Genomic DNA, 20770 nt, shown 5'->3' with positions numbered 1-20770 from the left:
TGCTCCGTTTCACGCGCCCCTAGGGCGAGCCGGGAGGACCCTCCCCGCAACTGCCCGGAAGGAACCCTACATGACTGTCTCCGTTGCCGTAGCGGCTGTGACCTTTGACCGCCCCGGAGAGCTAGCAGTCCTGCTCGACGCTATCAACAAACAGTCCTTGCCCGTGGACACCATTTGCCTCGTGGACAGCGGAACCACGCCTTCGCGGGAGCTTGCGTCAAACCATTCAAAGGTGGACTATGTCCGCTCAGAGGCGAATCTGGGCGGGGCGGGCGGCTTCGCCCTGGCGATCCTCAAGGCGGTGGCCAGCGGAGCCGAATGGGTCTGGATCATGGACGACGACGCCGAACCCGGGGATCCCGCATGTCTCGAAACCCTGGTTCGCGAGGCGGAGGCCCGCGGACTGGATGCCGTCGTCCCGCTCGTCGTGGCCCCCGGCCACCCGGACAAGCTCTCCTTCTTCTTCCGGATAGACGGCAAGGTGACCCACGACCGCGCCGAAGTCGAGAAGGCGGGGTTCCTGCCCGACGTCGGGCACTTCTTCAACGGGGCGCTCATCCGTTCCAGTGTCTTCTTCAAAGTGGGAGTGCCGGATATCCGGCTGTTCATCCGGGGTGATGAGGTGGACTTCATGATCCGACTCAGGAAAGCGGGGATACGCTTCGGTACTGTCGCGACGGCGTGGATCACCCACCCGCATGCGTTTTCCGAGACGAAGCACGTCTTCGGCGCGCGCTGGCACGTGATCGTGCCGGATTCAGCGTTCAAGCGCTACTTCTACTACCGCAACCGGGGCTATTTGATCCGCCGCTACCGCCGCCCCAAGTCGATGGTGGCCGACGTCGGAGGCTACTTGGGCTACTTCCTCCCCCGTGGTGACTTCCGCGGGCTCGCCGAGTGGTTCCGGGCATTCTCCGCCGGTTTGCGGAACAAGGGCTTCGGTCCGCTGGAGGACCAGAAGTTCTAACGGCCCCGCTGGGCCCGACTTCGAATCAGCGTGCTGTTGTTGCTGGAGAGCCGACGGCGGACCAGCAGCCCCAGCAGCACCCACGGCTCGACGAAGACCCGGTATGCGACGCGTCCCGGATGCAGGACGAGTCGCCAGGCCCATTCGAGCCCGAGCCGGCCCAGCCAGCGTGGAGCGAGCTTCTGGAGGCCCGCGAGCTGCTCGATTGCCCCGCCGACTGTGCAGTAGACGGCAGGTGGAAGCTCGTCCAGGCGTCGGTGCAGGACCGATTCCTGCAGGGGCATTCCAAGGCCAAGAAGCACCAGCTGTGGACGGAATTCGGCCAGCCAAGCAACGGCGGCCTCTTCGCTGGCATCGTTCCAATTCTCACCGGGCCGCCCGGAGACCTCAGCGCCGGGCACGATTTCGCGGAGGCGTTCCACCGTCTTGTTGTTGGCCTCGGGGCCAGCCCCGACGACGGCGATCCGGCGTAGTCCTTCGACGCCGCCGAGCGCCGGTACCCAGTCAGTAGAACCCAAACGGTATTCCATCAACCCCGCGCCCTCGTCCCGTGGACCTCCGCGGCGTCCAAGTCCCCAGAGCATGGCGACAGGCGCACCATCCATGAGCACCACATCGCTGCGTTCGTAGAGACGGCGGAAGTCCGGGCTCGAATGAAACAACGTGACGCTGTGCAGATTATGTCCGAGGACAACCTTGGTGGTGCCGTCCGAAACGTACCCGCTGATGGCCTCGATAAGTTCGTCGGCGCACAAGGCGGTGACGTCTACGTCCAGAAGGGGAACACGATCCCGGACAAGGCTCATTCGGCCCTGGTCTCCGCGGGAACAGCAGTCTCCGTGTGAACAGCAGCCTCGCCGGCGACGGGGGTCTCAACATGCTCCCCCGGGGCCGTTTCCGGTTCTGCGGCCGTCTCCGGCACCGTTTCAGTCTCCGTCGGCGGCTCCGGCGCGGATTCTCCGAGGGCCAGCACTCCGGGAACAACCTCAAGGAGGCGTTCCAGCGAAATGGCACCCTCGCGGACCACACGGAGTGGCAGGGTGGTGGCGTCAACAATCGTGGATGCTACGGACTCGGTTCCCTCGACGGGCCGGAACCCGCCCTCAAGGTAGACCTCGACCGATTCGGCAAGCTGGGTCCTCGCCTCGGCGGCTGTCTGCGCGGCCGCTTGACCGGTGCGATTAGCCGAGGACACAGCCAGCGGACCGGTGCGGTTGAGCAGTTCAAGCGCAATTTCGTCGTCGGGCATCCGCAGGGCCACGGTTCCGCGGGTCTCTCCCAGGTCCCAATCCAAGGACGGCTGGGCATGGAAGATCAGCGTCAGGCCGCCGGGCCAGAAGGCGTCTGCCAGCTTACGGGCTTCTTCCGAGACATCGGTTGCCAGCCCGTCCAGCGCATTGAGCCGCGGGATCAGCACCGGCGGCGGCATATGGCGGCCGCGGCCTTTGGAGACAAGCAGCATGGTCACGGCCTGCGGTGAGAACGCGTCGGCGGCAATGCCGTAGACGGTGTCCGTCGGCATGACGACACACTTTTTCTCGTTGATGGCGCGCTGCGCATGCTCCAGGCCTTCGGCGCGTTGTTCCTCTGACGTGCAGTTGTAGCTTGTGGTCACAGCGCTATTCTTTCATTTCCCGGAGGCAGCGATTGCCAACAATGCGCTCGTGGCACGTTCCTTGCCGTTGAGATCGAGGTGGGTGGTGACTTGCGTCCAGCAGCCGGCAGCCTTCAGGTGTTCGGAAATCCACCCTGCCTGCACCTCGGCGTGCTCCATCACGAAGAAGCCGCCGCCCTTGAGGAGCCGGGCAGCGGAGGCGGCAGCCGCCGTCGGAAGCTCCATTCCGTCCGCTCCCCCGCCATACAGGGCCTCGGGCGGATCGTGCAGTGCCACTTCTGGTTCGTTCGGAATTGCTTCAGCCGGGATGTAGGGCGGATTGGAAACGACGACGTCGAAAGTTCCGTCGTGTTCGGGCAAGGCATTGCGGAGGTCGCCTTGCACGAGCTTCACGCCGAGTGGCTTCAGGTTCTTGGTGGCCCAGGCATGGGCGAACGTGCTGAATTCGACGGCGTGGACCTCGGCCCCGGGCACTTCGTGGGCAATCGAAGCTGCGATAGCTCCGGAGCCGGTGCCAAGATCGACCACTTTGGGGTGCTGGAGTCCCTGGAGGTGGTCGATGACCAGTTGGACCACGGATTCCGTCTCGGGCCGCGGAATGAACACGCCCGGGCCCACGGCAAGCGTGAGGTAGCGGAAGTGCGCGACGCCGGTAATGTGCTGGAGCGGAACGCGCTGTGCGCGCTCGGCCACCAAGTCCGCGTAGCCTTCAGGGGCGGCGGAATCGCCAAGCAGCATGGCGCGCAGGCGCCCGAGGCCGACACCTAGGAGATGTTCCGCGAGGAGTTCCGCGTCCACGCGCGGAGTGGGGACTCCGGCGTCGGACAGGATGATTGTTGCCTCGCGGACGGCGTCGGCGAGGCTCTGGCCCGGAAAGAACGTCATGAAAATCCTTGCAGGGTGTTACTCGCCGAGGGCATCCAGGCGGGACTGTTCATCCATTTCGATGGCCGATTGGATGACCGGTTCCAGGTCACCGTTCATGACGGCGTCGAGGTTGTAGGCCTTGTAGCCGGTACGGTGGTCGGCAATCCGGTTTTCCGGGAAGTTGTACGTACGGATGCGCTCCGAACGGTCCATGGTGCGGATCTGCGACTTGCGCTGGGCCGAGTTCTCGGCGTCGATCTGCTCCTGCTGGTGGGCCAGGATACGGGCACGGAGGACGCGCATGCCGGCTTCGCGGTTCTGGAGCTGGGATTTTTCGTTCTGCATGGCCACCACGATGCCCGTGGGAAGGTGGGTAATGCGGACTGCCGAGTCCGTGGTGTTGACGGACTGGCCGCCGGGACCTGAGGACCTGTAGACGTCGATCTTGAGGTCGTTCTGGTTGATTTCGAGTTCTTCGGGCTCATCCACTTCCGGCAGCACCAGTACACCGGCCGCCGAAGTGTGGATGCGGCCCTGCGACTCGGTGACGGGAACACGCTGGACGCGGTGCACGCCGCCTTCGAACTTCAAGCGGGCATAGACGCCTTCTGCGGGATCGTTCGAGTTGCCCTTGACGGCCATCTGGACGTCCTTGTATCCGCCCAGATCCGATTCCGTGGCCGAGATGAGCTCGGTCTTCCAGCCGCGCGACTCCGCATAACGCATGTACATGCGCAGCAGGTCTCCGGCGAAGAGCGCAGCTTCGTCTCCGCCTTCGCCGCCCTTGACCTCAAGAATGACGTTACGGGCGTCGTCAGGATCGCGCGGGATCAACAACCGGCGCAATTTCTCCTGCGCTGCCGGAAGCTGAGCTTCGATATCGCCCACCTCAGCAGCAAATTCGGCGTCCTCAGCAGCCATTTCCTTGGCCGCTTCAAGATCGTCCATGAGCCCGTGCCAACGGTTGTACGCCTCCACGATGCCCTGCAACTGGGCAGACCGCCGTCCCAACTTGCGGGCCAAAGCCTGGTCGGCATAAACAGCAGGATCGCTCAACTGCGCCTGGATAGCAGCATGCTCATCGAGCAATCCCTGTACGGACTCAAACATTTCTAAACCTCTTTCGATAACTGCAACGCGGGGTCACTTACGGCCCATGCCGAGGGCCCGGATGGGCCGTAAGTGACCCCGTGTTGCAACGCCAAAGGGCGGGGGCGGAACATCCGCGCGGCACCAACCGCACGAACGAACCGGCGCCCGCCCCTAAAACAGCTACTTGTCGTTATCCGACTTGGCTCCAAGAGTCGTCTTCTGTACCTGCATGAGGAACTCGACGTTGCTCCCGGTCTCCCGGATCTTGTTGGTCAGGAGTTCAAGGCTCTGCTGGGTCTCGAGTCCGGACAGGACGCGGCGCAGCTTCCACATGATCTTGACTTCTTCAGCCGAAAGCAGGTTCTCTTCGCGACGGGTACCCGAAGCGTTGACGTCCACGGCCGGGAAGATGCGCTTGTCCGCCAGCTGGCGGGACAGGCGGAGCTCCATGTTGCCCGTGCCCTTGAACTCTTCGAAGATGACTTCGTCCATCTTGGAACCGGTCTCCACGAGCGCGGTTGCCAGGATGGTGAGCGAGCCACCGTTTTCGATGTTGCGCGCAGCACCGAAGAAGCGCTTCGGCGGGTAGAGCGCAGCAGAGTCGACGCCACCGGACAGGATGCGGCCGGAGGCCGGTGCTGCCAGGTTGTAGGCGCGGCCCAGGCGGGTCATGGAGTCCAGGAGGACCACCACGTCCATGCCCATTTCCACGAGGCGCTTGGCGCGTTCGATGGAAAGCTCGGCAACCGTGGTGTGGTCATCGGCGGGACGGTCGAAGGTGGAGGCAATGACCTCACCCTTGACGGTGCGCTGCATGTCCGTGACTTCTTCGGGACGTTCGTCAACCAGCACCATCATGAGGTGGACCTCAGGGTTGTTGGTGGTGATCGCATTGGCGATGGACTGCAGGATGAGCGTCTTGCCGGCCTTGGGCGGGGAGACGATCAGTCCGCGCTGGCCCTTGCCGATCGGGGCCACGAGGTCGATGACGCGCGGGCCGATCTTCTTGGGATCCGTTTCGAGGCGCAGGCGCTCGGACGGGTACAGCGGGACGAGCTTGGCGAATTCGACGCGGTCCTTGAGCTCTTCGGGCGTCTTGCCGTTGACTGACGTGACGCGGACGAGCGCGTTGAACTTCTGGCGCGCGGACTGCTGGTTGCGGTCCTCGCCGTCACGCGGAGCGCGAATTGCGCCGACGACGGCGTCACCCTTGCGCAGGTTGTATTTCTTGACCTGGGCGAGGGACACGTACACATCGTTGGCACCGGGCAGATAACCCGAGGTGCGGATGAACGCGTAGTTCTCCAGTACGTCCAGGATGCCGGCAACCGGCAGCAGGACGTCGTCCTCGGTGACCTCGACGTCGTCGACGTCCGGACCCTGGCCACGGCCACGACGGCGTTCGTTGCGGTCGCGGAAGCGGTCGCTACGGGTGTTTCCATCGCGGTTGTCACGGTTGTCCTGCGGACCCGGACGATCGTTGCGGTCGCGGCGGTTTCGACGATTGCGGCGGTTGCCCATGTCATCGCCGTCGTTCGTATCTTCGCGACGCGTACGGGTGTTGTCACGGCGTTCGCGCTGTCCGGGTTCGCCGGCTTCGACCGAAGCCTGCTCGCCCTGGCGCGGCTGTGCCTGACGCTGCTCGGGCTGACGCTGTTCCGCCTGACGCTGCTCGGGCTGACGCTGTTCCGCCTGACGCTGCTCGGGCTGACGCTGTTCCGCCTGACGCTGCTCGGGCTGACGCTGCTCGGCTTGACGCTGTTCTACGCGGGGCAGTTCAGTCTGGGGCTGCTCGGCAGCGCGGGTCTCGCCGGCTTCACCGGTCTCCGCAGGAGCGGCCTCGCCACGACGACGGTTCCGCGTGCGCGGCTGGCGGCGTTCGCCGGCGGCCTCGCTTGCTTCGGCGACGGGAGCGGCAGGAGCGGCAGGAGCCTCGGCAGCGACGGCGGGAGCTTCCGCGGTCTCCGTGGCGGCTGGAGCGGCAACAACGCCGTCGCTGGTGGCCCGGCGGCTTCGGCCACGGCCACGTGCCCGGGTGCCGTCCTGCGCAGGAGCTTCGGTGGATGCTACGGCAGGTGCGGCAGCGGTCTCAGCTTCCGGGGCTGCAGGCGCGGCTTTTGCTGCCACGGCTTTGGCCCCGGTAGGAGCCTTGCTGGTGGTTGCACCGGCACGGTGGGCCGAGATAGCCGAGACCAAGTCCCCCTTGCGCATCCGGGATCCGCCCGAAATGCCCAGCTGACTGGCGAGAGCCTGGAGCTGCGCGAGCTTGAGGCCTGCAAGGCCGCTGCTCTTAGCGGTTGCGGCCGTTGATTCAGCTGCAGAAGATGTGGTGTCCACAGCTGAAGCCAGCTCAGTGGTTTCTGTCACGAAGGATCCTTCCCCCTCGACGGCGTCCAGACCTAGAGCTGGACGCGATGATTTGTTCTGGACTGCAGTTCAGATCTGCAGCCGTGATTTCGGTCTTGCCGGTTTAGTTTCAGCAGGGCCGGATACTAATACGTCTTCGATGCTCCGGCGGGCGGGGCGCGGGCTGACGGCTCGGGTAACAGAAAGGGTTCTGTGGCACCTGCGACAGGCCGATAAGGAGACGACACCGGCAGACTTCGACACAGTAGGAGACGGGAACGGCGTTAAGCCGGGATCCAATGTCAGGGAACTGCCCGCGGTTCTACCGCCGGTGCAAGTCCACTCTAGCACCTTCAACGTCCACTGCCAGTGTCATCACGCGCCAAGCAACGTCCGGAGTGTTGTCCGCAGTGAACGAGGTAATCAATTCGGCAATCGCCTCGGCTTCGTCCACGCCGTTGGCCAATGCCAAAACTGTGGGTCCTGCTCCCGAAACGACAGCTGCATGGCCTGAAGACCGCAATGCCTTGATCAGCGCCGCACTTGGCCGCATTGCCTCTGCGCGGTAGCTCTGGTGCAGGTAATCCTCGGTTCCGGGAAGCAGGAAACGGGGCTCGGCCGTCAAGGCGTGGATCAGGAGCGCCGCGCGTCCTGAGTTCATGGCTGCTGCGTGGTGGCCGATGGAAGCCGGCAGCAAACCACGGGCAGTTTCCGTGGACAGTTCGTAGTCAGGCACTGCGACGATCGGGATGACCGACGGGACCACTTCCGCGCGGGTGCTGCTGTACTGCTCGCTGTCCTGCCATGACAGGGCCAGTCCGCCGAAAATCGCGGGTGCGACGTTGTCCGGGTGCCCTTCCATCTCGCTCGTGAGTTGCAGGATCCACTCGCGGTCACGCTGCTCGGATTCGGGCACCAGTGCGTTGGCAGCGGTAACGGCCGCAACCACTGCCGAGGCCGAGGAGCCAAGTCCGCGGCCGTGCGGGTTGACGTTGTCCGCGGTGATCTTGAGGCCGCTGTGCCGGAAGCCGAGGCGCTCCAAGGCCGTGTTGAGGGCACGCACAACGAGGTGGCTGGCATCGCGCGGGAGGGTGTCGGCTCCCTCACCGGAGAGCTCGAACTCAAGCTCTCCGGTGGTGAGTGTTTCGACGGTCAGCGTGTCGTAGATCGACAATGCCAGGCCGAGGCTGTCATAGCCGGGGCCAAGGTTGGCGCTGGTACCCGGGACCCTGACGGTCAGCTGCTGGCCTGCCGCGACAAGCTTGAGACCGGTCGCGGTGGGCTGCGTGGTTTCCACTCTTAGTTTTCTTCCAGTCCCAGTTCGGATGCCACGGTCACGACGTCGTTCGGTACCTTGACCGGCTGGACCTCGCTGCCGTCTTCGGTGCGGAGGGCCCACTGCGGGTCTTTGAGTCCGTGTCCGGTGACGGTGATGACGATCGTCTTGCCGGTGGGAACCTCGCCTGCGGCGTGCTTCTTGATGAGGCCGGCAACGCCTGCAGCGGAACCGGGTTCGACGAAGACGCCTTCCTTGGCGGAGAGCCAGCGGTGGGCATCGAGGATTTCCTCGTCGGTTACGGCTTCGATGAAGCCGCCGGATTCATCACGTGCCGCGATGGCCGTGTCCCAGGACGCCGGGTTGCCGATGCGGATAGCAGTGGCGATCGTGTCCGGTTCAGTGATCGGGTGGCCTGCCACGAACGGGGCCGCGCCTGCTGCCTGGAATCCCCACATGGCCGGCGTCTTGGTGGAGACGGCGGGAAGGGTGCCGGCAGTTGCGGACTCGAAGGGCGCGGAATACTCCTTGTAGCCCTTCCAGTACGCGCTGATGTTGCCCGCGTTGCCCACCGGCAGGACGTGGATGTCAGGAGCGTCTCCGAGGGCGTCGACGATTTCGAAGGCACCGGTCTTCTGGCCCTGGATACGCGCCGGGTTGACGGAGTTCACGAGGAACACCGGGTAGGAGTCACCAAGCTTGCGGGCGATGTCCAGGCAGTTGTCGAAGTTGCCGTCCACCTGCAGGAGCGTGGCGCCGTGCGCGATCGCCTGGCTCAGCTTGCCCATGGAGATCTTGCCTTCGGGGACCAGCACGGCACACTTCAGCCCGGCGGCCGTGGCGTAGGCGGCGGCGGAGGCCGAGGTGTTGCCCGTGGAGGCGCAGACAACGGCCTTGGCGCCAGCTTCGACAGCCGCCGTCATGGCCATCGTCATGCCGCGGTCCTTGAAGGATCCGGTGGGGTTCATGCCCTCCACCTTCAAGTACACAGTGGATCCGGTGAGTTCGGAGAGCTTCTGCGCGTGAACGAGCGGGGTTCCGCCCTCGCCGAGGGTAATGACCTTCGTGGCTTCCGTTACAGGCAAACGATCAGCGTATTCGCGGATTACTCCGCGCCATTGGTGAGCCACTTAGACCCCTTCTACCCGCAGGACGGATGTTACGGAATTGATGACGTCCAGGCCCTTGACGGCCTCGACGGTTGCCGCGAGTGCGGCTTCGGATGCGCGGTGGGTGACGATCTTCAGCTCGGCCGACTCAACCTTCGAGGCGGCATCGCGGTGGATCGTCTGGCGCATGATTTCAATCGATACGCCGTGCTCCGCAAAGATGTGGGTAATCCGGGCCAGCACGCCGGCCTGGTCTGCAACGTCGAGGCCGATGTAGTAGCTCGTGGTCGAGGCATCGATCGACAGCGCGGGCACGTAGCCGGTGGTGGTCTCGGTACGACCGGGACCACCAAGCACCACCCGGCGGGCCGCCGAGACGAGGTCGCCCAGGACGGCAGACGCCGTCGGGGTTCCGCCGGCGCCCTGGCCGTAGAACATCAGCTGGCCGGCATTCTCGGCCTCGATGAAGACTGCGTTGAACGCACCGCGAACAGCTGCAAGCGGGTGTTCGCGAGGCAGGAGGGTCGGGTGGACGCGGACTGAAATGCCGCCTTCGCCGTTTGCGTTGTTGATCTTCTCCGCGATGGCGAGCAGCTTGATAACGAAGCCCGCTTCCTTCGCGGCGGCAATGTCAGCTGCGCTGACCTTGGTGATGCCTTCGCAGTAGACGTCTTCGAGGGCGAAGCGCGTGTGGAAGGACAACGACGCGAGAATAGCGGCCTTGGCCGCGGCGTCATGGCCTTCGACGTCGGCGGTCGGGTCGGCTTCCGCGTATCCGAGCCGCTGGGCCTCGGCCAGCGCGTCGGCGAACTGTGCACCCGTGCTGTCCATTTGGTCGAGGATGAAGTTGGTGGTGCCGTTCACGATGCCCAGGACCCGCGTGATGCGGTCGCCGGAGAGGCTGTCGCGGATGGGGCGCAGGATCGGAATGGCGCCGGCGACGGCCGCCTCATAGGACAGCTGGACGCCGGCTTTGTCGGCCTCTTCGTAGAGCGTGGGGCCATCCTGTGCCAGGAGCGCCTTGTTGCCGGTCACGACGCAGGCGCCATTCTGCATGGCGGTCAGGATGAGCGAACGGGCCGGCTCGATGCCGCCCATGAGCTCGATCACCAGGTCGGCGTCCTTGACCAGGGTGTCGGCGTCAGTGGTGAACAGTTCGCGCGGCAGTTCGACGTCGCGCTCTGAATCAATGTTGCGCACAGCGATGCCGGACAGCTGCAAGCGTGCACCGGTGCGGGCCGCAAGGGCGTCGGCGTCGTCAAGGAGAATCCGCGCTACCTGGGCTCCCACGTTGCCACAGCCCAGCAGGGCCACCTTCAGGGTTCGCACTTCAGACATTCGCCACTCCCATGTCGCGGTTCAAGAGATCTTCTTCGGTTTCCCCGCGGACGATCAGCCGGGCGGATCCATTGCGCACAGCGACAACGCCAGGCCTGGCCAGATAGTTGTAGTTGCTTGAGAGGGCCCAGCAGTAAGCGCCGGTTCCCGGTACAGCGAGCAGATCACCGGCTGCCACGTCTTCGGGCAGATATACATCTCTAACAACTATGTCGCCGCTCTCGCAATGTTTGCCCACTACTCGGGACAGTTGCGGGGCAGCGTCCGAGGCCCGCGAGGCGAGAATGGCCGAATAATCCGCGTCATACAGCACCGGACGGGCGTTGTCGCTCATGCCACCGTCCACCGACACATAGCGGCGCGGGAACGTAACGTTTTCCTTGCCGTCCGCATCCGCGGGCGCATCCACGCGAACAGTTTTCAGCGTCCCCACCTCGTACAAGGTGAAAGTGCTGGTGCCGACGATCGCGCGGCCCGGTTCGATCGAAATGCGCGGCGGGGTGATGCCCAGCTCAGCGCACTTGGAGCGTACGACGGCGGCCATCGCCCGCGCGATTTCGGCCGGCGGGCGGGGGGTGTCCGCCGGCGTGTAGGCAATGCCGTAGCCACCGCCCAGGTCCAGTTCCGGCAAGGCGATGGAGTACTTCGCCTGCATCGCGGCGAGGAATCCCAACAGCTTTTCGGCTGCGAGGGCGAAGCCGTCAGGCTCGAAGATCTGGGAACCGATGTGGCAATGCAGGCCCAGGAGTTCCACATTGGAGTAGGAGGTGGCCGCAGCAACGGCTTCTTCGGCGGCCGAGAGGCCAGCTGACTCCGTGGAATCCCCGGCCATGGAGAGACCGAATTTTTGGTCCTCGTGGGCCGTGGCGATGAATTCGTGGGTGTGGGCGTGGACGCCGGGGGTCAGCCGCAGCATCACCTTCGCCGTCTCGCCGCGACCGGAGGCAATCTTGGCAACCCGCTCAAGCTCATCGAGGCTGTCCACCACGATGCGGCCGAGCTTCATGTCCAGTGCCCGGTTGATCTCGGCATCGGACTTGTTGTTGCCGTGCAGCCCCAAATTGGCGCCATCGATGCCGGCGCGGGCCGCGACGGCGAGTTCGCCCCCTGAGCAGGTGTCCAGGCGCAGGCCTTCCTCAGCCACCCAGCTGGCCACGGCAGTGCACAAGAAGGACTTTCCGGCGTAGTAGACGTCCACTCCCCCGCAGATGTCCTCGAAGGCTGCGTCGAAGGCATCCTTGAAGGAGCGTGCGCGGGCACGGAAATCGCCTTCGCTCATGACGAACAGCGGGGTGCCGAACTGCGCCTTGAGCTCGCTGACGGGAACCCCATCAATGGCGAGTCCGCCGTCGTCGTTCCTCTGGACACCTTCGGCCCACATCGGCGAGTGAAGCGCGTTCACGTCCTCCGGCACCGCAAGCCATCCGGGGGCAAGGGGTGAGGCTGCATTGCTGCTGTTAGTGCTGTGCTTCATGCCGGATCACATCCGTTCCGGAGCTGAAACGCCAAGGAGTTCAAGTCCGTTTGCCAGCACCTGGCTTGTGGCGTCATTGAGCCACAGCCGTGTGCGGTTGACATCCTGCACAGCTTCGTCGCCCAGCGGCGAAACGCGGCAAGCGTCGTACCAGCGGTGGTAGGCGCCGGCGATGACCTCGAGGTGGCGGGCCACCCGATGCGGTTCGCGGAGTTCCGCGGCCTTGGCCACGATGGACGGGTAGCTGCCAAGGTAGGACAGCAGCTCGTTCTCGGTTGCGTGGTCCAGCAGGGACGCGTCGAAAGCGCTGTGGTCCACGCCGGCCTCGATCGCGTTGCGTGCTGTTCCGCGGGAACGGGCGTGCGCGTACTGCACGTAGAACACCGGGTTTTCGTTGCTGTTCTTCTTCAGCAGTTCCGGATCCAATGTCAGCGGCGAATCGGCAGGGAAGCGCGCCAGCGAGTAACGCACCGCGTCCTTCCCGAGCCACTCGATAAGGTCCTTGAGCTCGATGATGTTGCCCGCACGCTTGGACAACTTGGCGCCGTTGACGGAGACCAGCTGTCCGATCAGGACCTCGATGTTGACCTCGGGGTCGTCGCCCGCGCAGGCGGCAATGGCCTTGAGCCGGTTGATGTAGCCGTGGTGGTCGGCCCCGAGCAGGTAGATCTTCTCCGTGAAGCCGCGGTCCTTCTTCGACAGGTAATAGGCGGCGTCAGCGGCGAAATACGTGGGCTCGCCGTTGGCACGGATCATCACGCGGTCCTTGTCATCGCCGAAGTCCGTGGTGCGCAGCCAGACTGCCCCGCCGTCGTCGAACACGTGGCCCTGCTCCCGCAGGCGGGCAACGGCGGATTCGATCGCACCGCCGTCGTGCAGTTCCTGCTCGGAGAAGAAGACATCGAAAGCCACGCCGAACTCGGCCAGGGTGTCCTTGATGTCCTTCATCTGGGCCTGGTAGGCCGCGGAACGGATCACCGGCAGTGCCGCCTCGTCGGTCAACTCGCGGATTGCCGGATGGGCGTTGAGGACCTCGTCGCCGAGCTCCCGGATGTACTCACCGGGGTAGCCGCCCTCCGGAACGCCGCGTCCGTGCAGGCGGGACAGTACCGAGTTCGCAAAAACGTTCATCTGCGAGCCGGCGTCGTTGATGTAGTACTCCGCAGTGACGTCCGCACCGGAGGCACGGAGAACGCGGGCAATGGAATCGCCCAAAGCGGCCCAACGCGTGTGGCCGATGTGCAGCGGTCCCGTGGGGTTGGCCGAGACGAATTCCATGTTGACCACATGGCCTGCGAGCGCCTCGTTGGTTCCGTAGGAGGTTCCCGCCTCGACGATGACCTTGGCCAACGCGCCGGCGGCGGCTGCATCCACGGTGATGTTGAGGAAGCCCGGGCCCGCGATGTCCACGGCGGTGACGCCGTCGATCGCTTCCAGTCGCTTGCTCAGGATCGTGGCGAATTCACGCGGGTTGGTCCCGGCATGCTTGGCAAGCTGCAAGGCGATGTTGGTGGCCCAGTCGCCGTGCTCCCGGTTCTTGGGTCGCTCCACGCGCACGTCCTCGGGGAGGGCAGATTCGGAAAGCGCAAGCTCGCCGGCGGCGACAGCGTCTTTCAGGCAGGCGGATATGGCGGCGGAGAGTTCTTCGGGAGTCACCCGTCTAGCCTACCGGTGGGGCTTGCAACTGGTGGAATTCTTATGCTTAGCAATGCGCACACGCGGGCACCAGCGCGCACCCAGCCGACGCCCAGCTTCGGCCAGTAGAGCTCCCAGACTGAACCGATAGGCTGAAATCAACGTCAAACGTGTGATCGGCCCACGGCCCAGACCAAATTGCATTGACCACTTTCTCGTCCAGTTGAAACGAGTCCAGTTGAAACGAGCAGAACCATGACTACGCCACTCCGCAAGAGCCTTCTGGTGGGCGCCGCAGGCCTCTCCTTGGCCAGTTCGGTGGCAGCTTGCGCCCCTTCGGCCCAAGGCAGCACCCCGCAAAAGACCTCCACAGTTTCCGGCCCGTACAAGGACGGTACCTACAGTGCGGACGGCGACTACTTTTCGCCCAACGGCGGTGAAACCGTGGGCGTCCAGTTGACTTTGGCCGGTGACACTATTTCCGCCGTGGACATCACCGTCCATGCCAACAACCCGAACACCAAGGAGTTCCAGGGACAGTTCAAGAACGGCATCGCCGCGCAGGTCGTCGGCAAGAAACTGGACGAGATCAACGTCTCGAAAGTAGCTGGCTCCTCCCTGACCAGCGAAGGATTCAACAAGGCCGTGGAAACCATCAAGTCCGAGGCCAAATAGGGGCATGACGCACACGGGCTGGAGCGATTTCAGCTTCGACGGTATCGGGACCAGGTGGGAAATCTCGACGCCGGAGGAACTCCCGGACGGGGTGCGCCTCAGCTTGCTGGGCGTCGTTGAGGACTATGACCGGAGCTACTCGCGCTTCCGGAACGACTCCCTGGTTGCAGCGCTCGCCCGTGAACCGGGCACCGTCACCCTCCCGGCCTCGGCAGGCGAGCTGGAACAGCTCTTCCGGAAGCTGTACCGCCTCAGTAACGGCGCCATGACACCGCTCGTCGGCGGCAGTCTCGAGCGCCTGGGCTACGGGGCGGACTATGCCTTGCGGCCCCTCGGCGATCCGGTGCCGGCACCGCGTTGGGAAGATGTCCTCGTATGGAGGGGCACGGCCATCTCCGCTTCCGCTCCAGTTGTCCTGGACATCGGCGCTGCCGGGAAGGGTCAATTGGTGGACCTTCTGGCCGCGGTCCTGCGCGGGGCCGGAATCACCGAGTTCCTTGTCGATGCCAGCGGCGACATGCTCCATTCCGCGGCGGAACCACTGGGCGTGGCCCTCGAACACCCTTACGACCCCAGCCAGGCGATCGGCGTCGTCGAACTCCACAACGGTGCGCTGTGCGCTTCCGCAGCCAACCGGCGAGCGTGGGGCGACGGCCTGCATCATGTCCTCGACGGCGCTACCGGGCGTCCCATAGAGACTGTGGTGGCCACGTGGACCATGGCTGCCACCGCAATGGAAGCCGATGCCCTGGCCACGGCGCTCTTCATGGTGGATCCGACGGTGCTCGAGGGAGAATTCGATTTCTCCTGGCTCAAGGTTTACTCGGACGGACATGCCGCCTATTCGGCCGGCTTCGAAGGGACACTGTTCTCATGATTGCCATCAAAGCGCGTGTGGATGCGTGGCTCGGCCATTTCACGATGTACCGGCTGATCCTTTGGGTCCTTGCCGTGCTCGCGGTGTACAGCATGGCGTTGAACGCCTTGGGCTGGCTGAGCTTCGGGCTGCCTGAAATGCTGGTCCACCTTGTGCTGTGCCTGGGTCTGACGTACGCATCCAACCGGCTCGTGGCCATGCTCTTCAAAGTCCAGCCGCATTCGGAGTCCTCGCTCATCACGGGCCTTCTGTCGTACTTCCTGTTCTGGCCCACTGAGCTGATTCCCTCGGTTCAGATCCTCGATCTCGCCGGGGTTGCCGTTGCATGTGTCCTGGCATCGGCATCCAAATACGTGTTGGCCTTCCGCGGACGGCACATTTTCAATCCCGCCGCGGCGGGCGCCTTCATCGCCGGCCTCACCGGTTTGAACATCGCGACGTGGTGGGCAGCGACCCCGGCCATGCTGTGGCTCCTGGTCCCCGGCGTGCTGCTGGTGCTGTACCGGACTCTGAAGGTGCTCATGGCCTGCACTTTCCTCGTGGTGGCGGTGACCGTGGTGTGCGCCGTACTCCTGCGCGGCGGGATGAGCTTCGGGCCAGCCCTGTGGCAGCCGATCGCGCAGCAGCCGCTTCTGTTTTTCGTCGGCTTCATGCTCACCGAGCCCCTCACCCTGCCTCCCCGCCGTTGGCAGCAAGTGGCGCTGGCCGTCGTCGTGGCGTTGTTGTTTGCGGTGCCCTACAACCTCGGCGTCGTCGCCAATTCGCCGGAACTCGCGCTGCTCATCGGGAACCTGCTCGCGTTCCTCGTGGGACAGCGGGGCGGGATCATGCTGACGTTCAAGGGTTCGCGTCCCCTGACGCCCTTCACTACCGAATTCCGCTTTGAGCCACGACGGCCAGTTCGTTTCCTTCCCGGGCAGTTCATGGAAATCAACCTTCCGCACTCGCGCTCGGACGGGAAAGGACGGCGACGGGTCTTCAGCATCACCAGCGCCCCGGACTCGCGCGAGATGACATTCGGCGTCGGCACGGCGGAACCAATCTCGGCCGCCAAGCGCGTGTTGCTCGCGCTTGAGCCTGGAGAGTGCGTCCGTGGAACCGCGGTGGGCGGCGACTTTGTCTTACCGCCCGACGCCGGCAAACCGGTGCTGCTCATCGCGGCGGGAATCGGGATTGCCCCGTTCCTTTCCCAGCTGGCGTCCGGCGACTCAGCGCGAAGGGACATCGTGGTGTTGTATCTCGCCCCGAGCGCGGCGGAACTTGCCGGGAGCGATGTGCTGGCGGCCTCCGGCGCACGGGTCATCGCCCGCCTTTCGGACGGTTCCGCACCGCCGTCGTTCATGCACGACGCCGGGCGGAGCCGCATCGATGGCGGCTCCCTGCGCGAACTCATCCCCGATGTCGCCGAGCGGGACGTGTACGTCTCCGGGTCCCCGGCAAACGTGGACACCCTTCGCTCTGCCGCCCGCCATGCCGGAGCCCGACGAATCCACGTGGACGCTTTCGCGGGCTACTGACGGCTCGCCGCCGCCCGTTTTCCATTGCGGCGCGGTGACCTGCTAAGCTCGTGGACGTCCCTCCGGCAACGGACGGGAGCCCCGGATGCCCTCGTAGCTCAGGGGATAGAGCGTCTGCCTCCGGAGCAGAAGGCCGTAGGTTCGAATCCTATCGAGGGCACAACAGAAAACCCCGCCAGTTCAAGGAACTGGCGGGGTTTTTCTTTTGCCTGGAGGCCTCGCTTTGGCAGATCCCGGACATGCCGCACCGGGCCGGCTAAAAAGTCTGTGCCCACTCCTAAGCTGTTCGTACCCGTCCAACAGGTACGAAAGGGTTCGCCGTGATCTGTTCCATCATTCCGCCCTACATGCTGCGAAAGCTGGCCACCCAGCACGAGCCCCGCCTTCGGGTGATCGCACGCGCCGCCAAGGAATCCCTGCTCCACATCAAGAACTTCCAAGCGGTCCGCGCGCTTCCCGTGCCGGTCCCAGTGCCCACGGCACGCCAAGCGAAGCCCGGCCTGCCCAAGCGGACCGTCTTCGACGCCAGCTCCACCGAAGCCTTGCCCGGCAAGCTCGTCCGCAAGGAGAAAGGTCCGGCGACGGGCGACGCAGCCGCCGATGAAGCCTACGACGGCCTCGGCGAAACCCACGCGCTTTATGCAGGCGCGTTCAGCCGGAATTCGATCGACGGCGCCGGGTTGAAACTCGATGCCACTGTCCATTACGGCCAGCTGTACGACAATGCTTTCTGGAACGGCAGCCAAATGGTCTTCGGCGACGGCGACGGCGAGATCTTCCAGAGGTTCACGAAGTCACTCAGCGTGATAGGGCACGAGCTCGCCCACGGCGTTACCCAATACACGGCAGCCCTCGCCTACCGGAACCAGGCCGGAGCCCTCAACGAATCCATGTCGGATGTTTTCGGGGCGCTGGTGGAGCAGTATGCCAAAAAGCAATCTGCTGCCGAGGCCAGCTGGCTGATCGGCGAGGGCTTGTTCACCGACGCCGTCCAAGGCACTGCGCTCCGTTCCATGAAAGCACCGGGGAGCGCGTATGACGACGACGTGCTCGGCAAGGATCCGCAACCGGACTCCATGGACAAGTACGTCCGCACCACCGCGGACAACGGCGGTGTCCACATCAACTCAGGCATCCCCAACCGGGCGTTCTCCCTTGTTGCCTTGGAGCTGGGTGGCAATGCCTGGGAAGCGCCGGGACAGATCTGGTACAACACGCTGACCAGCGGCTCACTGCCTGCCACTTGCACCTTCGGACGCTTTGCGAAGGCCACAATGGCGTCGGCAGAGGAACTCTTTGGCGCCGGTTCAAACGAGCATGACGCAGTCCATAAGGCATGGGAAACTGTGAAGGTAAAGCTCTAGCAACACACTCCAGAGCAGTGGAAGCCGCAGAACATGAAAATCACCGTCCAGCGCAGCGGTGGCGTCGCCGCGATCACACGCGTCTGGACCGTGGATGCCGCCACTTCCGAAGATAAACAACGCTGGATGCCGATCGTGGAGGCGTGCCCTTGGGACCAGGTGCCGTCCCGCGCGCAAGCCCGCGGACAGGCGACCGCGCAGACAACCGGGAAACCAGCCGGGCAAGCCGACCGGTTCATGTATTCGATCCGCGCAGGTCAACACCGGGCCACGCTTCCGGAGACCGATGTCACCGGGCCATGGCACACTCTCGTCGAGAACGCCAAGGTCGAGGGCCTGGAGACCCTCCGCCGCTAGCCAACCTCCGCCAACTGGCCACGGAAAGCCCTCCGGTACGACTGCGGGCTCGTGTCCAGGACCTTGGCGAAGTGGTGCCGCAGCAGCACGGAATGTCCGAACCCGGCTTCGCGTGCAACCTCGTCAATGTTCAACTCAGTAGTTTCCAGGAGCTCCTGCGCCCGGAGCACCCGCTGCGAGTTGAGCCACGCCGCCGGGGTGGCACCCGTTTCGGCCCGGAACCGGCGTGCGAAGGTCCGATCGGACATGTGCAGCCGGGACGCCAGCTCGCCGACGCTGTGGTCGTGCTCGAGGTTCTCCACCATCCACCGCAGCAACGCCTCCATAGGCGCAGAGCCGCAGGCGGGCATGGGCCGGTCGATGAACTGGGCCTGGCCGCCGTCGCGGTGCGGCGGAACCACCATGTCGCGGGCGATGGCAGCAGCAACGTTGGCGCCAAGCTCGACGCGAACCAGATGCAGGCAGGCGTCAATACCGGCGGCCGTGCCGGCACTTGAGATGATTGTTCCGTCCTGGACGTAGAGCACATTTTCGTCCACGTGAATCTTCGGATACCTGCTGGCCAGGTCCTGTGAATAGTGCCAGTGCGTGGTGCAGCGGCGCCCGTCAAGCAGGCCTGCACGCGCAAGCGCGTATGCCCCGGAACAGATCGACATGACCCAGGCACCCCGTTCATGCGCCGCCCGCAGCGCATCCAGCACAGACTCCGGGACGTCCTCATCCCGTCCGTACGGGGCCATGATGACCAGGTCGGCATCGGCCGCGGCTTCCAGACCCAGGCCGACATGCATTGACAGCCCGGACTTCATCTTCACGTCTCCCGGGACAGGAGCGCAGACCCTGAAGTCAAAGCTGGGAACGCCACTCCCCCGGCCCGCCCGGTCAATGCCGAAGACCTCGTAGGCCGTCCCGAATTCGAAGATCGAGAAGTTGGGAACAACAATGATCGCCACCGTTTTCAACATAGATCCAGTGTGGCAGAAAATTGTCTAAATGGGTCGTTTCTGCCACTGTTTCTTGAAGTGCATCAGGAACACGATGGAGTCATGGAATTCATCGGAGTTTTGCTATTCATCATCCTCATCATCACTGCCGCCGCTTCCATCTCAGCAGTCCTTCGGGACGGCCGCGGCCACCTTCCCCCCGATCGCTCCGAGCCTTGGACCGCGCGGGACCTGCCGAACAACTCATGCTGGACGCTGCGCGCGTTCTAACCACAGCCTGTCCCTGAACACGGACGACTTTTGTCCGCATTGTGGGCTAGATTCAATGCCATGATCCAGACGTCCGCCAGGCTGCTGCAATTGTTGTCCTTGCTGCAGGTCCGGCGTGAATGGACCGGCCCGGCGTTGGCCAACCGGATGGGTGTCACCGAGCGGACCGTGCGGCGCGACATCGACAAGCTGCGGAACCTTGGCTACCCAATCCACGCTTCGCCGGGCATAGCCGGCGGCTATCAACTGGGCGCGGGAGCCCAGCTCCCGCCGTTGCTGCTCGACGACAATGAAGCACTCGCAGTCGCATTGGGACTGAACTCCGTGGCGGCGGGTCCCGTGGCCGGTATCGGCGAAGCATCGGTTCGCGCCCTTGCCAAGCTTGAGCAGGTCCTGCCCTCACGCCTCCGCCCGAAATTCGCGATGCTCAAGGCCGCGGTCACCACCTTGCCCAGCAACGCGGCGTCGGTAGACCCCCAGCAGCTCACGGTGGTCTCTGCGGCTATTGCGGACAAGCGACAACTCAGTTTTGACTACGTCAAGGCCGACGGCGACGCCGGCCGGCGCCTGGTGGAGCCCTACCGCTTGGTGGACACCGGTCGACGCTGGTACCTGGTCGCTTGGGATGTGGACCGGGAAGACTGGCGCACGTTCCGTGCCGACCGCATCGCTTCACTGCCGGCTGAACGGAAAAAGTATGTGCCGCGCCCCCTGCCGGCCAAGGACCTCGCGGACTACGTCCAGCGCTCCGTGACCCGTTCGCCTTACCGCTACGACGTCGTCGTGCGCCTCCATGCCCCCATCGGCGAGGTGGCCGCCGTCGTCGGCCCGCAGCTGGCGAGCTTGAGCGACGACGGCGGGAACGCAACCCTGCTCCGCGCCGGCTGGGACAGCCTGGCGCAGCCGGCGGCACACCTCGCGGCGCTGGACATGGACTTTGAGATCATCTCTCCGGAGGAATTCAAGGAGTACGCCCGAACCATGGCCGGGCGTTTGGAAAAAGCCGCAGGGAACCACGAACTGCAAGGCGACGCGCCGCCACAGTAG

Annotated in this window: 19 protein-coding genes and 1 tRNA gene; 9 read left to right on the top strand and 11 right to left on the bottom strand. The window is 64.5% G+C overall.

The window, feature by feature from the left end:
- Positions 1-70 precede the first annotated feature (70 nt).
- A complete protein-coding gene (locus NFJ07_RS03265) occupies positions 71-967 on the top strand; it encodes a glycosyltransferase (RefSeq protein ID WP_269992475.1) in 897 nt (298 codons plus the stop codon).
- Here the strand turns inward: NFJ07_RS03265 and NFJ07_RS03260 are convergent.
- The 10 genes from NFJ07_RS03260 to argS form a co-directional block, all read right to left on the bottom strand.
- Complete coding sequence (locus tag NFJ07_RS03260) at positions 964-1773, bottom strand: WecB/TagA/CpsF family glycosyltransferase (RefSeq protein ID WP_269992474.1); 810 nt, start codon at positions 1771-1773, stop codon at positions 964-966. The genes NFJ07_RS03265 and NFJ07_RS03260 overlap by 4 nt on opposite strands.
- On the bottom strand, positions 1770-2582 hold the full coding sequence (locus NFJ07_RS03255) for an L-threonylcarbamoyladenylate synthase (RefSeq protein ID WP_269992472.1): 813 nt from the start codon (positions 2580-2582) through the stop codon (positions 1770-1772). The genes NFJ07_RS03260 and NFJ07_RS03255 overlap by 4 nt, the downstream gene beginning before the upstream one ends.
- A gap of 12 nt (positions 2583-2594) precedes the next feature.
- Positions 2595-3467 (bottom strand): peptide chain release factor N(5)-glutamine methyltransferase, encoded by an 873-nt coding sequence (prmC, locus tag NFJ07_RS03250; RefSeq protein ID WP_269992471.1) that lies wholly within the window; start codon positions 3465-3467, stop codon positions 2595-2597.
- Positions 3468-3485: 18 nt separating this feature from the next.
- A complete protein-coding gene (gene prfA, locus NFJ07_RS03245) occupies positions 3486-4559 on the bottom strand; it encodes a peptide chain release factor 1 (protein ID WP_269992470.1) in 1074 nt (357 codons plus the stop codon).
- A 162-nt stretch (positions 4560-4721) separates the two neighbouring features.
- The gene (rho, locus tag NFJ07_RS03240) at positions 4722-6908 is read right to left on the bottom strand and encodes a transcription termination factor Rho (RefSeq protein WP_269992468.1); all 2187 of its coding nucleotides are present in this window, start codon (positions 6906-6908) and stop codon (positions 4722-4724) included.
- 301 nt (positions 6909-7209) lie between these two features.
- Entirely contained in the window at positions 7210-8184 is a 975-nt protein-coding gene (gene thrB, locus NFJ07_RS03235) for a homoserine kinase (protein ID WP_269992466.1), read from the bottom strand.
- Between the two features lie 2 nt (positions 8185-8186).
- A complete protein-coding gene (gene thrC / locus NFJ07_RS03230) occupies positions 8187-9293 on the bottom strand; it encodes a threonine synthase (RefSeq protein ID WP_269992464.1) in 1107 nt (368 codons plus the stop codon).
- Positions 9294-10610 carry a homoserine dehydrogenase gene (locus NFJ07_RS03225; protein WP_269992463.1) on the bottom strand — a complete coding sequence of 439 codons (1317 nt, stop codon included), beginning with the start codon at positions 10608-10610 and terminating at the stop codon, positions 9294-9296.
- On the bottom strand, positions 10603-12084 hold the full coding sequence (gene lysA / locus NFJ07_RS03220; RefSeq protein WP_269992462.1) for a diaminopimelate decarboxylase: 1482 nt from the start codon (positions 12082-12084) through the stop codon (positions 10603-10605). Before lysA ends, NFJ07_RS03225 begins: the two co-directional genes overlap by 8 nt.
- A gap of 6 nt (positions 12085-12090) precedes the next feature.
- Positions 12091-13740 carry an arginine--tRNA ligase gene (argS, locus tag NFJ07_RS03215; protein ID WP_269992461.1) on the bottom strand — a complete coding sequence of 550 codons (1650 nt, stop codon included), beginning with the start codon at positions 13738-13740 and terminating at the stop codon, positions 12091-12093.
- Between the two features lie 234 nt (positions 13741-13974).
- Here argS and NFJ07_RS03210 point away from each other — a divergent pair, with 234 nt between their 5' ends.
- The 6 genes from NFJ07_RS03210 (at position 13975) to NFJ07_RS03185 (ending at position 18509) form a co-directional block, all read left to right on the top strand.
- Positions 13975-14394 carry an FMN-binding protein gene (locus NFJ07_RS03210; protein ID WP_269992459.1) on the top strand — a complete coding sequence of 140 codons (420 nt, stop codon included), beginning with the start codon at positions 13975-13977 and terminating at the stop codon, positions 14392-14394.
- A 4-nt stretch (positions 14395-14398) separates the two neighbouring features.
- The gene (locus tag NFJ07_RS03205) at positions 14399-15271 is read left to right on the top strand and encodes an FAD:protein FMN transferase (RefSeq protein ID WP_269992458.1); all 873 of its coding nucleotides are present in this window, start codon (positions 14399-14401) and stop codon (positions 15269-15271) included.
- Positions 15268-16788, top strand: coding sequence for an FAD-dependent oxidoreductase (locus NFJ07_RS03200; RefSeq protein WP_269992456.1), 1521 nt, complete (start codon positions 15268-15270; stop codon positions 16786-16788). The genes NFJ07_RS03205 and NFJ07_RS03200 overlap by 4 nt, the downstream gene beginning before the upstream one ends.
- 87 nt (positions 16789-16875) lie before the next feature.
- A tRNA-Arg gene (locus tag NFJ07_RS03195) sits at positions 16876-16948 on the top strand.
- Positions 16949-17135: 187 nt separating this feature from the next.
- A complete protein-coding gene (locus tag NFJ07_RS03190) occupies positions 17136-18152 on the top strand; it encodes a M4 family metallopeptidase (protein ID WP_269992667.1) in 1017 nt (338 codons plus the stop codon).
- Positions 18153-18185: 33 nt separating this feature from the next.
- On the top strand, positions 18186-18509 hold the full coding sequence (locus NFJ07_RS03185) for a protealysin inhibitor emfourin (RefSeq protein WP_269992454.1): 324 nt from the start codon (positions 18186-18188) through the stop codon (positions 18507-18509).
- Here NFJ07_RS03185 and NFJ07_RS03180 read toward each other — a convergent pair.
- Positions 18506-19474: a GlxA family transcriptional regulator gene (locus NFJ07_RS03180; RefSeq protein WP_269992452.1), complete on the bottom strand. Its 969-nt coding sequence runs from the start codon at positions 19472-19474 to the stop codon at positions 18506-18508. The genes NFJ07_RS03185 and NFJ07_RS03180 overlap by 4 nt on opposite strands.
- 81 nt (positions 19475-19555) lie before the next feature.
- Here NFJ07_RS03180 and NFJ07_RS03175 point away from each other — a divergent pair, with 81 nt between their 5' ends.
- Entirely contained in the window at positions 19556-19723 is a 168-nt protein-coding gene (locus NFJ07_RS03175) for a hypothetical protein (RefSeq protein ID WP_269992450.1), read from the top strand.
- Between the two features lie 60 nt (positions 19724-19783).
- Positions 19784-20770, top strand: a complete 987-nt coding sequence (locus tag NFJ07_RS03170; RefSeq protein ID WP_269992449.1) for a helix-turn-helix transcriptional regulator — start codon at positions 19784-19786, stop codon at positions 20768-20770.

Origin of the sequence: Arthrobacter sp. B2a2-09, from assembly GCF_027587375.1 — a bacterium.
Classification (GTDB): domain Bacteria; phylum Actinomycetota; class Actinomycetes; order Actinomycetales; family Micrococcaceae; genus Arthrobacter.
This window is presented reverse-complemented; position numbering and strand designations above follow the sequence as displayed.

Excerpts from the sequence above, each read along its gene's own strand:
- NFJ07_RS03175 (WP_269992450.1), top strand. The coding sequence starts at position 19,556 with ATGGAATTCATCGGAGTTTTGCTATTCATCATCCTCATCATCACTGCC.
- NFJ07_RS03205 (WP_269992458.1), top strand. The coding sequence starts at position 14,399 with ATGACGCACACGGGCTGGAGCGATTTCAGCTTCGACGGTATCGGGACC.
- NFJ07_RS03210 (WP_269992459.1), top strand. The coding sequence starts at position 13,975 with ATGACTACGCCACTCCGCAAGAGCCTTCTGGTGGGCGCCGCAGGCCTC.
- NFJ07_RS03190 (WP_269992667.1), top strand. The coding sequence starts at position 17,136 with ATGCTGCGAAAGCTGGCCACCCAGCACGAGCCCCGCCTTCGGGTGATC.
- NFJ07_RS03225 (WP_269992463.1), bottom strand. The coding sequence starts at position 10,610 with ATGTCTGAAGTGCGAACCCTGAAGGTGGCCCTGCTGGGCTGTGGCAAC.
- NFJ07_RS03265 (WP_269992475.1), top strand. The coding sequence starts at position 71 with ATGACTGTCTCCGTTGCCGTAGCGGCTGTGACCTTTGACCGCCCCGGA.
- prmC (WP_269992471.1), bottom strand. The coding sequence starts at position 3,467 with ATGACGTTCTTTCCGGGCCAGAGCCTCGCCGACGCCGTCCGCGAGGCA.
- NFJ07_RS03200 (WP_269992456.1), top strand. The coding sequence starts at position 15,268 with ATGATTGCCATCAAAGCGCGTGTGGATGCGTGGCTCGGCCATTTCACG.
- lysA (WP_269992462.1), bottom strand. The coding sequence starts at position 12,084 with ATGAAGCACAGCACTAACAGCAGCAATGCAGCCTCACCCCTTGCCCCC.
- NFJ07_RS03170 (WP_269992449.1), top strand. The coding sequence starts at position 19,784 with ATGATCCAGACGTCCGCCAGGCTGCTGCAATTGTTGTCCTTGCTGCAG.
- prfA (WP_269992470.1), bottom strand. The coding sequence starts at position 4,559 with ATGTTTGAGTCCGTACAGGGATTGCTCGATGAGCATGCTGCTATCCAG.
- NFJ07_RS03180 (WP_269992452.1), bottom strand. The coding sequence starts at position 19,474 with ATGTTGAAAACGGTGGCGATCATTGTTGTTCCCAACTTCTCGATCTTC.
- NFJ07_RS03260 (WP_269992474.1), bottom strand. The coding sequence starts at position 1,773 with ATGAGCCTTGTCCGGGATCGTGTTCCCCTTCTGGACGTAGACGTCACC.
- NFJ07_RS03185 (WP_269992454.1), top strand. The coding sequence starts at position 18,186 with ATGAAAATCACCGTCCAGCGCAGCGGTGGCGTCGCCGCGATCACACGC.